10 protein-coding genes are annotated in these 14013 nt (G+C 69.5%); 5 read left to right on the forward strand and 5 right to left on the reverse strand.

Translation table 11 applies throughout. From position 1 onward, the window contains the following. The first annotated feature begins 51 nt into the window (after positions 1–51). The 3 genes from fadD17 (at position 52) to CKW46_RS27400 (ending at position 6281) form a co-directional block, all read left to right on the forward strand. Positions 52–1563 carry a long-chain-fatty-acid--CoA ligase FadD17 gene (gene fadD17 / locus CKW46_RS27390; protein WP_117436636.1) on the forward strand — a complete coding sequence of 504 codons (1512 nt, stop codon included), beginning with the start codon at positions 52–54 and terminating at the stop codon, positions 1561–1563. Between the two features lie 107 nt (positions 1564–1670). Next, positions 1671–3920: a PE family protein gene (locus CKW46_RS27395; RefSeq protein ID WP_482052623.1), complete on the forward strand. Its 2250-nt coding sequence runs from the start codon at positions 1671–1673 to the stop codon at positions 3918–3920. A 1635-nt stretch (positions 3921–5555) separates the two neighbouring features. Further along, a complete protein-coding gene (locus CKW46_RS27400) occupies positions 5556–6281 on the forward strand; it encodes a serine hydrolase (protein ID WP_015357362.1) in 726 nt (241 codons plus the stop codon). On the opposite strand, the gene CKW46_RS27405 is transcribed toward CKW46_RS27400, so the two are convergent. The 4 genes from CKW46_RS27405 to CKW46_RS27420 are packed head-to-tail and all read right to left on the reverse strand — an operon-like array spanning position 6278 to position 11151. Continuing rightward, entirely contained in the window at positions 6278–7825 is a 1548-nt protein-coding gene (locus tag CKW46_RS27405) for an acetolactate synthase large subunit (protein WP_015357363.1), read from the reverse strand. The two genes, CKW46_RS27400 and CKW46_RS27405, sit on opposite strands and share 4 nt — an antisense overlap. 12 nt (positions 7826–7837) lie before the next feature. After that, positions 7838–8668, reverse strand: coding sequence for an amidohydrolase family protein (locus CKW46_RS27410; protein ID WP_117435222.1), 831 nt, complete (start codon positions 8666–8668; stop codon positions 7838–7840). A 52-nt stretch (positions 8669–8720) separates the two neighbouring features. After that, entirely contained in the window at positions 8721–9485 is a 765-nt protein-coding gene (locus tag CKW46_RS27415; protein WP_482052624.1) for a fructosamine kinase family protein, read from the reverse strand. Positions 9486–9498: 13 nt separating this feature from the next. After that, complete coding sequence (locus tag CKW46_RS27420; RefSeq protein WP_011741728.1) at positions 9499–11151, reverse strand: acyl-CoA synthetase; 1653 nt, start codon at positions 11149–11151, stop codon at positions 9499–9501. A 46-nt stretch (positions 11152–11197) separates the two neighbouring features. On the opposite strand from CKW46_RS27420, the gene CKW46_RS27425 reads away from it, so the two are divergent. Continuing rightward, entirely contained in the window at positions 11198–12040 is an 843-nt protein-coding gene (locus tag CKW46_RS27425; protein ID WP_482053487.1) for a crotonase/enoyl-CoA hydratase family protein, read from the forward strand. A gap of 17 nt (positions 12041–12057) precedes the next feature. Here the strand turns inward: CKW46_RS27425 and CKW46_RS27430 are convergent, their stop codons facing one another. Continuing rightward, positions 12058–13263, reverse strand: a complete 1206-nt coding sequence (locus CKW46_RS27430) for a cytochrome P450 (protein ID WP_020785749.1) — start codon at positions 13261–13263, stop codon at positions 12058–12060. A gap of 29 nt (positions 13264–13292) precedes the next feature. Here CKW46_RS27430 and CKW46_RS27435 point away from each other — a divergent pair, with 29 nt between their 5' ends. Next, complete coding sequence (locus CKW46_RS27435; protein WP_015357368.1) at positions 13293–14003, forward strand: acetoacetate decarboxylase family protein; 711 nt, start codon at positions 13293–13295, stop codon at positions 14001–14003. Positions 14004–14013 lie beyond the last annotated feature (10 nt).

Genomic DNA, 14013 nt, shown 5'->3' on the forward strand with positions numbered 1-14013 from the left:
GCTGGGCGCGGCCGCAGCTTCACGCTCGTCGAGACCAACGAAGGGGCTGAATTGAGCGCGGACCCCACCGTCCCCCAGCTGCTGGTCCCGCTCGCCGAAATCGGAGACCGGGGAATCTATTTCGAAGACTCCTTCACCAGCTGGGCAGACCACATCGGGCACGGCGCCGCGATCGCCGCGGCGCTGCGTGAGCGCCTTGACCCCACTCGCCCGCCGCATGTCGGCGTGTTGCTGCAGAACACGCCGTTCTTCTCGGCGATGCTGGCCGCAGCCGGAATGTCCGGAATCATTCCGGTAGGCCTCAATCCGGTACGCCGCGGCGCGGCACTTGCCCGCGACATCGAACACGCCGACTGCCAGATGGTGCTCGCCGACACGGCATCGGCGAGCACCCTGGACGGCATCGAGCACGTCAACGTCGACTCAGCCGAGTGGGCGGAAGTGATTGATGCGCATCGTAATTCGGAGATCAGCTTTCAAAATGCCGCACCGGCTGATCTTTTCATGCTCATCTACACCTCCGGCACCAGCGGTGATCCCAAGGCGGTCAAGTGCAGCCACAGCAAGGTCGCGATCGCGGGCGTGACCATGACGCAGCGCTTCGGCCTGGGGCGCGACGACGTCTGTTATGTGTCGATGCCGTTGTTCCACTCCAACGCGGTCCTGGTGGGATGGGCGGTGGCGGTGGCATGCCAGGGATCAATAGCGTTGCGGCGCAAGTTCTCCGCTTCGCAGTTTCTTTCCGACGTGCGCCGCTACGGCGCCACCTACGCGAACTACGTGGGCAAGCCGTTGTCGTATGTGCTGGCCACACCCGAACGACCCGATGACGCGGACAACCCGTTGCGAGCCGTCTACGGCAACGAAGGTGTACCCGGCGATATCGAGCGTTTCGGATGTCGCTTCGGCTGCGTCGTCCAGGACGGCTTCGGTTCCACCGAGGGGGGTGTAGCCATCGCGCGAACCCCCGATACCCCGGCGGGCTCGTTGGGTCCGCTGCCGGAGAACATCGAGATTGTCGACCCCGAGACGGGCCAGCAGTGTCCGGTGGGAGCCGTCGGGGAGCTGGTGAACACCGCGGGGCCGGGCCGGTTCGAGGGCTACTACAACGACGAGGCCGCCTCGGCGCAGCGGATGTCGGGCGGCGTCTACCACAGCGGCGACCTCGCCTACCGCGATGCGGCCGGCTACGCGTACTTCGCTGGCCGCCTAGGCGATTGGATGCGGGTCGATGGTGAAAACCTCGGAACCGCACCGATCGAGCGGGTACTGCTGCGTTATCCCGACGCCATCGAAGTTGCGGTCTACGCGATACCCGATCCGGTGGTCGGAGACCAAGTGATGGCGGCGATGGTGCTCACCCCCGGTGCGAAGTTCGATGTCGACAAGTTCCGCGCATTCCTGGCCGGTCAATCCGACCTCGGCCCCAAGCAGTGGCCGTCCTACGTCCGGATCTGTTCGGCGCTGCCCCGAACCGAGACGTTCAAGGTGCTCAAACGCCAGCTCGCGGCCGACGGTGTCGACTGTGGCGATCCGGTTTGGCCCATCCGCGACCAGTCGTAGCCGAAGCCTGATCTTCGGTGAAAAACACTCAATGAATTTCGCCGATCGGGATAGCATCCGCCTCGATAGTGCCCAGGTCGTGTTTCTCAGAACCCAAGGTGCCCCGGATGTCCTACCTGATTGTCGCGCCAGAGGCGATGACGGCGGCCGCCGGCGACCTGGCCGGCATCGGTTCATCAGTCGCCGCGGCTAACGCCGCGGCGGCGGGTCCCACCACCGCGATGCTGACAGCGGCCGCCTACGAGGTGTCCACCGCCATCGCCGCGTTCTTCTCCGCGCACGCCGCCGACTACCAGCGGTTGGCCGGCCAAGCGGCCGCATTGCATACCCAGTTGGAGCGGGTCCTGAGTGCGGGCGCGGTGGCCTACGCCGCCGCGGAGACAACCGGCACATCGCCGCTGCAGCTGGCCATCAACGCGGTGAGCGCACCCGCGCAGAGCCTGCTGGCCCGCCCGATCATCGGCAACGGCGCCAATGCGACGACGCCCGGAGGCAACGGCGGCGACGGCGGCTGGTTGTTCGGCAGCGGAGGCAACGGCGCGGCCGGTGCTGCCGGCCAGGCTGGCGGCAGCGGCGGATCGGCCGGCTTGTTGGGCAATGGCGGCGCGGGTGGCGCCGGCGGGACCGGCGGCGCCAGCGGTGGCAATGGAGGTAGCGGCGGGCTGCTGTTCGGCGGCGGCGGGATCGGCGGCACCGGCGGCACCGGCGCGGCCGGCGCCGGCATGGGTGGCATGGGCGGCAATGGCGGCAGTGGGTCCTGGCTCATCGGCGGCGGTGGCGCCGGCGGCGTCGGCGGCACCGGCGGAGACGCCGGCTGGCTGGTCGGTGCCGGCGGGTCGGGTGGGTCCGGTGGCATCAGCGCCACCGGGACCGGCAGCGGCGGCGCGGCCGGGAATGGCGGCATCGGCGGCAACGGTGGCGCTGGCGGATTGTTCATGAACGGCGGCGACGGCGGGGCGGGCGGCCAAGGTGGCGACGGGGCCGCGGGCGCGGCAGCTGCGGCCGCCGGCGGCACCGGCGGCGACGGCGGTCTGGGTGGCAACGGCGGTGCCGGCGGCGCCGGTGGCGGCGGGCCGGTGCTGTTCGGCCACGGTGGCGCCGGAGGACTCGGCGGCCAAGGCGGCACCGGCGGCATCGGCGGCACTGGCGGAGCGGGCACCACCAGCATCGCCGCCGGCACCGGCGGCAACGGTGGTGCCGGTGGCGCCGCGGGTGGCGGCGGCACCGCGGGCGCCGCGGGACCACTGACCAACGCCGGGTTGGCCGGCGGTTTCGGCACCGGCGGGACCGGCGGCACCGGCGGTACCGGCGGTGCCGGCGCGCCCGGCATCGACGGGGCGGCCCTCAGCGAGGGCGGCACCAACGGCTACATCGGCGGCAACGGCGGCAACGGCGGTGCCGGTGGCGCCGCGCTGGGAGGCGGTGCCGCGGGCGACGGCGGTCAGGGTGGCCACGGCGGCGCTGGCGGCATGGGTGGAGCCGGGGCGGACGGAATCACCGGTGGCGGGGTGACCGGTGCGGGTGGCAGCGGCGGTGACGGCGGTCAAGGCGGCGAGCCCGGGACCGGCGGCGCCGCCGGCTCCGGCGGTGGCGGTCAGACCGGCAGCCTCGGCATCGGCGGCACCGGTGGACACGGTGGTGCGGGCGGAGACGGTACGCCCGGCGGCAACGGCGCTGCCGGCCCCACCGCGGGAACCGCCGATCCGGGCGTCGACGGCGGGCCGGCGGCAACGGCGGTGCCGGCGGGCAGGGCGGCAGCAACGGCACCGGCGGCAACGGCGGTACCGGCGGCAGCGGCGCGACCGGCGGCGACGGCGGTACCGGCGGCGCCGGGACGGCTACCGACGCGGGCGGCACCGGCGGTCAGGGTGGCGTCGGCGGCGCCGGCGGGGCCCCCGGTGCGGCCGGGCTGGCCGGTACCGGCGGTCAGGCGGGCAACGAGGGCGTCGGCGGAAATGGCGCGCAGGGCGGTCACGGCGGTGCTGGCGGCAACGGAGTCGACGGCGCCGACGCCAACGTGTTCACCGGCGACAACGGCGGCTACGGTACTGCCGGCGGCAAGGGCGGCGACGGGGGTGCCGGTGGCGCCGCCGGCGCCAATGGCGGTACCGGCGGGGGCGGCGGCATCGGTGGGGGCGGCGGTGTTGGCGGCGACGGCGGCAACGGCGGCAACGGCAGCACCGGAACGTCCTCGGCACCCGCAAGCGGTACCGGCGGAATTGGCGGCACCGGAGCCGATGGTGGAGCCGGCGGCAACGGCGGGGCCGCCGGGGGTGCCGGTGGCACCGGCGGTCAGGGTGGCACCGGGGGCGGTGCCGGCAAGGGCGGCACCGGCGGGGCGGGCGGTGCCGCCGTGACTCCCGGACTTGGCATCGGGGACGAGCCCGCAGGCGGTACCGGTGGTACCGGCGGGCACGGCGGCACCGGAGGCCACGGCGGCACCGGAGGAGCAGCCAGCAACGGCGGGGCGGGCGGTGCCGGCGGGGAGGCCGGCGGCGGCAGCAGCGGCGGCGAGGGAGGCGACGGCGGAACCGGCGCGCAGGGCACCACCGTGTCCCTCCCCGGCTCCGGCGGAAACGCCGGCAACGGCGGCAATGCCGGCGGCGGCGGCGTGGGTGGCACCGGCGGCAATGGCGGCAATGCCGGCGCCGGAGGTAAGGGTGGCGCCGGCGTGTTCGGCGGGGCGGGCAGCTCCCCCGGATTCCTCAGCCCCGCAGGCGACGGCGGTGCTGGTGGTGACGCCGGCACCGCGGGAGCGGGCGGCAACGGCGGCGCCGGCGGCGCGGGTCCGAGCGGCGGCAACGGCGGGACCGGCGGCAACGGCGGCCATGGCGGCAATGGCGGCAACGGCGCCGAGGGCGCCATCGGCGCGCAGTTCGTCCCCGCCTCCAGCCTCCCGACACCGTCCGGCGGAGCCGGTGGCGATGACGGCAACGGGAGTAACGGCGGTGCGCCGGGCACGGGCGGCAGTGCCGGCGCCGGCACCGGCGGCAGCACCGGCGCCCAAGGCACCGGCGGCGACGGTGGCGACGGCGGCAACGGCGGCAACGGCAGCGCCGGCGGTCCGGGCGGTGACGGCGGTCTCGGCGGCGACGCGTCAGAAACCGGCACCGACGGTGTGGCCGTCGGTGGGCAAGGCGGACAGGGCGGAGCCGGCGGTCAGTTCGGCGGCGGCGGCAACGGTGGGGACGGTGGGAATGTCACCGCCGGATCGGCCGGCAGCACCGCGGGTAACGGCGGCAACGGCGGCAACGCCAACAACGGCACCATCGAGGGCTCCCCCGCCGGCGGCAACGGTTCCGCGGGCGGCGACGGCGGCGACGGTGGCGACGTCGCCTCCGGGGCGACCGGCACCGCCGGTACTGGTGGTACGGGCGGTGCCGGCAATGACGGAACCATCAACGCCGGCACTGGCGGCAACGGTGGCGCCGGGGGCAGGGCCGGTAGCGGCGGCGGCAACGGCGGCAACGGGGGTACCGGCGGAACCGGCGGCGACGGCGGCAAGGGCGGTGGCGGTGCCGTCGGCGGTAGCGGTGGGGATGGCGGCGACGGCGGCGTCAATAACGGCGCCGGGGCCAACGGAGGCGGCGGCGGCGGCACCGGCGGCACCGGCTCCATCGGTGCGGCCGGCGGCAATGGCGGACAAGGCGGCAGTGGGGGCGCTGCGGGTTCTGGCGGCGGCACCGCGGGCAATGGCGGGGCCGGCGGGCTGGGCGGGGCGGGCGGGACCGGCGGGGTCGGCGGTGGCGGCGGCGACGGCGGAGCGGGTGCCCTGGCAGGCACCGGTCGCAGCGGCGGCACCGGCGGTGCCAGCGGCGCCGGCGGCAGCGGCGGCGGTGGCGGCCTGTCGGCAGCGGCCAGAGCGGTGCAAACGGCGGCACCGGCGGCGCTAGTCAGGAGGGCCAAGACGGCCAGGCAAGCACCGACTCCGACGGCGGCGCCGGGGGCGCCGGGGGCAGCGGCGGCGCGGCGGGCGCCGGAGGTCAGGCCTGATGATGGGCGCGCCCCGCGCCGCGCTCGAGGCAAGCTTCGAGCAGCTGTGCACCGCGCTGCCGGCGACCGCGGGTGTGGCGGTCGCGCTCCCCGACAGCGGCGAGACCTGTTCGTTGGGCTCCTGGTCGACCGGCGTCGCCTGGTCGACGGTCAAGGTGCCGTTAGCGATCGCAGCGCTGCGCAGCAACCCACGGCGCGCAGCTGCATGGGTGACCAAGGCGATCACCGAATCGGACAACGCGGCCGCCGAGCAGCTGTGGTCGCAGCTGGGCGACCCCCTCGATGCCGCCCAACAGGTGCAGGCCGTCATCGGCACGGCCGGCGATGAGTGCACCCAGGTGGAATCGCGCCGACTTCGGCGCGGTTTCACCGCATTCGGTCAAACACCATGGCGCCTGGACCGGCAAGCGCTGTTCGCCGCGGGACTGCCCGGTGTTGCGGACGCGAGCCCCGTCATCGACTTGATGCGCCAGCTCACCGAGCGCCATCGCTGGGGTCTGGCCGCCAAAGGAGTTGCCGCAAAAGGCGGTTGGGGCCCCGGCCAGGACGGCGACTATTTGGTGCGGCAGTTCGGCATCGTGCCCACCGGATCGGGCCATCTGGGTGTGGCATTGGCCGCGCAGGCAGCCAGCTTCCAAACCGGAGTCAAGGCGCTGAACAGGATCGCGGATTGGCTCCTGGGCGGCAGCGCAAAGCTATCTGCCCTTACCGGAGGCGGCGGCTAGCCCAGCAGCGATGGCACGACGGCGTCGATCAGATGCGGCCCGGGTTCATTGAAGGCGCCGCGCAGCGCGTCCGCAAATTCCTCGCAGCTACTGACCCGCCGGGCCGGAACACCCATGCCTTCCGCAATCTTGACGAAATCCATTGTGGGACGGGAGATATCAAGAAGATCCAGCGCTTTGGGACCGGGCGCCGAGCCGGCACCCACGCGCTGCAACTCCACTCGCAGAATGTCGTAGGCGCCGTTGTTGTAGATGACGGTGTTGACATCGAGGTTTTCCCGGGCCTGGGTCCACAACCCGGAGATCGTGTACATCGCCGACCCGTCGGATTGCAGGCACAGCACCGGACGTTCGGGCGCCGCGACCGCGGCACCCACCGCGGCCGGAATGCCGTAACCGATCGCCCCGCCGGTCAGCGTCAGCCAATCGTGGGCCGGCGCACCGGCGGTCGCCTGCGGCAGCAGCACACCCGAGGTGTTGGACTCGTCGACGACGATCGCACGTTCGGGCATCAGCGCGCCGATCACGTCCGCCGCTGACATCGAGGTCAGCGCACCCGTGGGCAGTTGCGGGCGCGATAGCGCGGCCAGCGGCGCACTCGTCCCGGGCGCAACCTCGTCGGCCAGTGCGATCAAGGCATCAGCCGCTCCCCGGTGCCCGGCAAGCTCGTGCACCGTGCATCCGGCGGGCACCAGATCGCTGGCCATGCCCGGGTAGGCGAAGAACGACACCGGCGATTTCGCGCCGGCCAGCACCAGATGTTTGGCCCCGTCCAGCTGTGCCGCCGCGGCCTCGGCGAAGTATCCGAGCCGTTCCACCGCGGGCACTCCAGCGCCGCGCTCCAGCCGGGTCGGGAATGTCTCGCACAGCCACCGCGCGCCGGTCGCCTCGGCGATACGAGCGGCCGCGGCCAGACCCGGCCCCCGGGTGGCGTCCCCACCGATCAGGAGCAGGGCCGGTTCCGCCGAGCGCAGCATCTTGGCGATCGAGACCACGTCGCCGGTGACCGGCGCGGGTTGCGCCGGCGGCACCATGGCCGGCTCGGCGCCGTCGGACCAGGACGCGTCCGCCGGCAGGATCAGCGTGGAAACCTGCGGCCCCTGCCGGCTGGCGGCGATGGCCTTGGCGGTGTCGGCGCCGACATCGGCGGCCGTCTCGGTCCGGTGCACCCAGCCCGAAACCGTGCCGGCCAATGCGTCGATGTCGGATTCCAATGGGGCGTCGTACTTCTTGTGGTAAGTCGCGTGGTCTCCGACGACCACAACCATCGGCACCCGGGCCCGGCGGGCGTTGTGCAGGTTGGCCAGGCCGTTGCCGAGTCCGGGGCCCAGATGCAGCAGCACCGCTGCGGGCTTGTCGGCCATGCGGGCATAGCCATCGGCCGCACCGGTGGCCACGCCCTCGAAGAGGGCGAGCACACCGCGCATGTCCGCAACGGTGTCCAGTGCGGCCACGAAATGCATCTCCGAGGTACCGGGGTTGGCAAAGCACACGTCAACACCACCATCGACCAAGGTGTTGATCAGAGCCTGGGCACCGTTCACCTGCCTACTCCTTTATCTTGGGGGTCGTTGCGCGAGCCCGAAGACCCGCTCGGCGTTGCCGTGCAGAAAGTCGCGTCGAGCCTCGTCTTCCAGACCGAGTTCGTCAAGGCCCGCCAGGGCGTGCGCATGAGCGATCATCGGGAAGTTGGTGCCGAACAAGACTTTGCGTCGTCCGGTGCCAGTCTTCATGAATCGGATCAACTCGTGCGGCAGCCGCTTGATCGTGTAGGCCGACGTGTCGATGTAGACGTTTTCGTGTTTGCGCGCCACCGCGACCATCTCTTCTGTCCACGGGTAGCCGACGTGACCGCAGACGATCACCAGCTCCGGGAAGTCCAGGGCCACTTGGTCGATGTAGGGGATCGGGCGGCCGGTCTCCGATGGCCGCAGCGGGCCGGTGTGCCCGACTTGGGTGCAGAACGGAACCCCCGACTCCACGCACTCGGCGAACAGTGGGTAATAGCGGCGATCGGTGGGCGGCGCCTCCCACAACCAGGGCACCACCCGCAGACCGACGAACCCCGAAGCGATTCGGCTTCGCAGCTCGCGAACCGCGACCATCGGACGGTCCAGGTCTACCGCCGCCAGCCCGGCGAATCGCTGCGGGTGCAGATCGACCCACCCCGCAACCTCGTCGTTAGACACCAGATCCTGACCATTGGGACCACGCCACGCGCTGAGTAGACCGAACTCGACGTCGGCGGCATCCATCGATGCAATGGTCGCCTCGATGGGGATCTGGGCCTCGGGGATCGAGCTGTCGGTCCAGCGGCGCAGCGAGGCCAGCATGTCGCTGCGCAGGAATCGCTGAGTCGGATGCTGCATCCACGCGTCGATCGTCATCGCACTTCAGACTCTAACGCCCCGCGAGGGTGGGTGATTTCGACAGGTGAGGCTAGGCAGCGAGAACGGCGCGCGCCACCACATCGGTCCGCTGGACGTGGCCACCGCCGAAGAGCACCACGTGCGCCAGCAGCGGGTAAAGCTGGTGCAGTCCGATGCGGCCACGCCAGCCGGGCCGCAGCGGTCGCAGCTGCTGGTAGCCGGCGAGGATGGCTTCGTAGTGCGCGCAGCCGAACAGTGCGAGCATCGCCAGATCGGATTCGCGATGGCCGGCATGCGCGGCGGGGTCGATCAGCACCACCCCGTCGGGTGTCCACATCACGTTGTCACCCCACAGATCGCCGTGTAGCCGGGCCGGCCGATCGTCGTCGAAATCACCTGCGCGACAACGTGTGATGACGGATTCGATGGTGGCGCGGGTGGGGGCGCCAAGGCGCGGCGCGGCAAGCTCGGCCATCGGCGCCAGGCGCTCCTGAGCATAAAAGTCGCCCCAGTGTTGGTGCCGCGCCAGCGACATCGGCAGTGGCTGCGACAACGGCCCGAAGAATCCCGGCCCGTCCCAGCCCTGCGGCCCCGCCCCGAACGCCGGGGCGCCCGCATCGTGGGTGATGGCCAGTCGGCGGCCAAAATCGTGCGCCGCCGCAACGCTGGGGGCCACGGATTCCAGCCGCCGCAGCGTCAGACTCGTCTGGCCCACCGAAACCACCGGCACACATGCGACACCGCCGTCGACATCGGAAAGCCATCGCAGGCCTGCCGCTTCCCACGCGAAATAACCGGCGGGCGCACCCGAGTGCTGCTTGACGAAGTCGCTCACACCGCGTCGCGCATCATGCGCTCACATGCGCGGCGTGCACATCGTCGGCGGGCCGCGCCTCGGTCTGCTCCTTGGCCCAGCGGTAGTCCGGCTTGCCCGCGGGTGAACGCTTGACCTCGTCGACGAACCAGAGGCTGCGTGGCACCTTGTATCCCGCGATCGCGCTGCGCACGAAGCCGTCCAACTCCGCCAACGACGGACGAGAGCCCGGCCGGGGCGCCACCACGGCCGCCACGTGCTGGCCGTAGCGCGGATCCGGCACACCGACCACCAGGGCGTCGAACACATCGGGGTGGCCCTTCAACGCCGCCTCGACCTCTTCGGGGTAGATCTTCTCGCCGCCGCTGTTGATCGACACCGAGCCGCGTCCCAGCATGGTGACCGTCCCGTCCGCCTCGACCATTGCGTAGTCGCCGGGGATCGCATAGCGAACACCGTTGATGGTCTTGAAGGTCTCGGCGGTCTTCTTCTCGTCCTTGTAGTAGCCGACCGGGATGTTGCCCTTCTTGGCGATGATGCCGCGCACCCCCGAGCCAGGTTTGACCTCGTTGCCCTCCTCGTCGAGTACCACGGTGCGATGGTCGATGGTCACCCGCGGACCACCGGTGGTGGCCTGGCCGGCTCCCACGATGCTGGTGCCGCCAAAGCCGGTCTCCGACGAACCAATTGAGTCGGTGATGACCCGATTCGGCAGCAGCTCGAGCAGCTTCTCCTTGATGCTCGGCGAGAACAGCGCCGCGGTGCTGGCCAACAGGAACAACGACGATAAGTCGTAATCGTTGTCCTTCATCAGCGCGTCGAGCAGCGGACGCGCCATCGCATCCCCGGTGAAGAACAGCAGATTGACCTTGCGGTCGCTGATGGTGCGCCACACCTGGTCCGCGTCGAATTCCGGCGCCAGCACGGTGGTTTGACCGGAGAAGATCGACATCCAGGTAGCCGACTGGGTAGCGCCGTGGATCATCGGCGGAATCGGGTAGCGGATCATCGGCGGATTCGCGGCGGCGGCTTTGGCCAGATCGTATTCGTCCTTGATGAATTCGCCGGTTGCGAAGTCGGTTCCGCCAAACAGCACCCGGTAGATGTCCTCGTGACGCCACATCACGCCCTTGGGGAAGCCAGTGGTACCCCCGGTGTAGAGGATGTAGATGTCATCGGCGCTGCGCTCCCGCTGCAGCTCGGCGAAGTCTCGCTCGGGCGAGCCGTCGGCAATGGCCGAGTAGAACTCCACACCGCCGTAACGCTGGTAGTCCTTGTCACTACCGTCCTGCACCACCAGGATCGTCTTGACGTTGGGGGTGTCCGGCAGCACGTTGGCGACTCGGTCCGCGTACTGACGCTCGTGGACCAACGCCACCATGTCGGAGTTGTCGAACAGGTACTTCAGCTCCCCCTCGACGTAGCGGAAGTTGACGTTGATCAAAATGGCGCCCGCTTTGATGATGCCGAGCATCGCGATGACAATCTCGATGCGGTTTCGGCAGTAAAGGCCGACCTTGTCGCCCTTGCGCACCCCCTGGTCGATGAGGTGGTGCGCCAGTCGATTGGCTTTTTCCTCCAGCTGGGCATAGGTCAGCTGCTCATCGCCGCAGATGAGGGCTACACGGTCAGGCACAGCGTCGATGGCGTGCTCGGCTAGATCGGCAATATTCAGGGCCACGGCCACCAAACTAGAACGTGTTACATTTCTTGACAAGCGAATGCCCGATGTCATGCGAAAGGCGGTGCTCGTGGCCCCGAATACTTCCGAGACGGAAGCAAACGGGGAGTCCGGACCAGACGCGCTGGTGGAGCAGCGCGGGCACACCCTGATCGTGACGATGAATCGCCCGTCCCGACGTAACGCGCTTAGTGGCGAAATGATGCAAATCATGGTCGAGGCCTGGGATCGCGTCGACAACGATCCCGACATCCGCTGCTGCATCCTGACCGGCGCGGGCGGCTACTTCTGCGCTGGGATGGACCTCAAGGCGGCGACCAAGAAGCCGCCGGGCGACTCATTCAAGGACGGCAGCTACGACCCGTCGCGCATCGACGCGCTGTTGAAGGGCCGCCGGCTGAAAAAGCCGCTGATCGCCGCCGTCGAGGGCCCCGCGATAGCCGGCGGAACCGAGATTCTGCAAGGTACCGACATTCGCGTCGCCGCCGAGAGCGCCAAGTTCGGCATCTCGGAGGCCGAGTGGGGCCTGTACCCGATGGGCGGCTCGGCGGTGCGGCTGGTCCGCCAGATCCCCTACACGGTGGCCTGCGATCTGCTGCTGACCGGACGGCACATCACTGCCGCGGAGGCCAAGGAGATGGGGCTGGTGGGCCACGTCGTGCCCGACGGCCAGGCGCTGACCAAGGCGCTGGAAATTGCGGAGATCATCGCGGCCAACGGGCCTCTTGCGGTCCAGGCGATCCTGCGCACCATCCGCGAAACCGAGGGCATGCACGAGAACGAGGCGTTCAAGATCGACACTCGGATCGGCATCGAGGTGTTCTTGTCCGACGACGCCAAAGAAGGTCCGCAGGCGTTCGCGCAGAAGCGCAAACCCAACTTCCAGAACCGCTGATCTCCCGCTCGGCGTGCTCAGCTCAGTGGCCGGCTGGGAGTGAAGACGACCGGCATGGACTCCAAGCCGCTGACAAAGTTCGCCGGCCGCAGCGGCAACCGCGAATCCTGATCGGCCAGCCTCAAGTCAGGCAGCCGCTGCACCACCCGAGCGGTCATCAACGACAGCTCCAACCGGGCCAGCTGATTGCCCATGCAGAAGTGGGTACCGAAGCCGAAAGCCAAATGGCTGTTCGGGTTTCGCTGGATGTCGAACTTCTCCGGGTCGGTGAACACCGCCTCGTCGAAATTGGCCGACTCGAACAGCAGCATGATCTTTTCGCCCTCGCTCAACGCGGTCCCGTGAAACTCGGTGTCCGCGGTCAGCATTCGGCACATGTTTTTCACCGGCGCGGTCCAGCGCAGCATCTCTTCGATGGCGCCCGGCAGCAACTCTCGGTCGCTTTGCAGCAGGTCCCACTGGTCGCGGTTGCGCAACAGTTGCTCGCTTCCGCCGCTTAGCGTGTGCCTGGTCGTCTCGTCGCCGCCGATCAGAATCAGCAGCGTCTCCATGACCAGTTCGTCGTCGCTCAGCCGCTCACCGTCGACTTCCGAACTGACCAACACGCTGACCAGGTCGTCGGTAGGCTCGGCGCGGCGCGGCGCGATGGTCGCCCGGGTGAAGTCGTTGTAGGCGGCGAAGGCGTCGATGGTGACCTGGAAATCCTCTTGTGACACATGGGAACTGAGGAATGTCACCAGATCGTCTGACCACCTCAGGAACATCTCTCGCTGTTCGGGGAGCACCCCGAGCATGTCACCGATGACCGCCATCGGCAGTGGCGCGGCCAGGTCCCGCACGAAGTCGCATTCTCCGCGCTCACAAACCGCGTCGATTAGCGTGTCGCACAGCTGGGCGATCGAGTGCTCTTTGTCTTTGACCCGCTTGCGGGTAAAACCCGCGTTAACCAGCTTGCGCCGCAACAGATGTGCCGGGTCGTCCATGTCGATCATCATCGGCAGCGCGTCCTGATCGGGACGGATGCCGCCGGCGTTAGAGAACAGTTCGGGCTGCCGCTCGGCATCGATCACGGCCTGATAGGTGGACGCGGCAGCCAGACCGTTGCGGTCACGGAAGACGGGCTGATTGGCCCGCATCCACCGATATGCCTCTCGCGCTTGCCTACTGGCGTAGAAGTTGCCGTCGGTCAGGTCGACGTCGGGTTTGATCAACGGCTTAGTCATCGCCATTCCTCCGCATTACAGTGAGCCTTATGCCCGTCTCTCAACACACCATCGCCGGCACTGTGCTCACCATGCCGGTGCGCATCCGCACAGCCAATCTACACTCCGCGATGTTCTCGGTTCCCGCCGTGGCCGCACAACAGCTCATCGACTACAGCGGGCTGCGGGTGTGCGAATACCTGCCCGGCAAGGCGATGGTGATGCAGATGCTGGTGCGCTATGTCGACGGAGACCTCGGCCGGTACCACGAGTACGGCACCGCGGTCATGGTGAATCCGCCGGGCGTCCAAACACGTGGACCGCGAGCGCTGGCCAAGGCCGCGGCGTTCATCCACCACCTACCGGTCGACCAGTCGTTCACCCTCGAGGCCGGGCGCACCATCTGGGGCTTCCCGAAGATCATGGCGGACTTCAACGTCCGCGAGGGCAAGAAGTTCAGCTTCGATGTCAGCGCGGACGGGCAGCTGATCGCCGGCATCGAATTCAGCAACGGCGTTGCGGTGCCCACCCGGGGCGCGCAGGTGCTCCAGACCTACTCTCACCAGGACGGGGTCACCCGGGAGATTCCGTGGGAAATGCGAATCACCGGAATGCGCGCCCGGCTGGGCGGTGCACGTCTGCATCTGGGTGAGCACCCCTACGCCAGGGAACTTGCTTCGCTGGGGCTGCCCAAGCGTGCGCTGGTTTCCCAATCGGCAGCCAATGTGGAGATGACGTTCGGCGACGCGCACGCCATCTGAAGTCAACCCC

The sequence above is a fragment of the Mycobacterium liflandii genome, from assembly GCF_022354805.1.
Taxonomy (GTDB): Bacteria; Actinomycetota; Actinomycetes; order Mycobacteriales; family Mycobacteriaceae; genus Mycobacterium; species Mycobacterium marinum.

Bases quoted from the DNA above. Each gene is read 5' to 3' on its own strand.
- CKW46_RS27425 (WP_482053487.1), top strand. From the start codon at position 11,198: ATGCGAAAGGCGGTGCTCGTGGCCCCGAATACTTCCGAGACGGAAGCA.
- CKW46_RS27435 (WP_015357368.1), top strand. From the start codon at position 13,293: ATGCCCGTCTCTCAACACACCATCGCCGGCACTGTGCTCACCATGCCG.
- CKW46_RS27395 (WP_482052623.1), top strand. From the start codon at position 1,671: ATGTCCTACCTGATTGTCGCGCCAGAGGCGATGACGGCGGCCGCCGGC.
- CKW46_RS27430 (WP_020785749.1), bottom strand. From the start codon at position 13,263: ATGACTAAGCCGTTGATCAAACCCGACGTCGACCTGACCGACGGCAAC.
- CKW46_RS27410 (WP_117435222.1), bottom strand. From the start codon at position 8,668: ATGACGATCGACGCGTGGATGCAGCATCCGACTCAGCGATTCCTGCGC.
- CKW46_RS27400 (WP_015357362.1), top strand. From the start codon at position 5,556: ATGATGGGCGCGCCCCGCGCCGCGCTCGAGGCAAGCTTCGAGCAGCTG.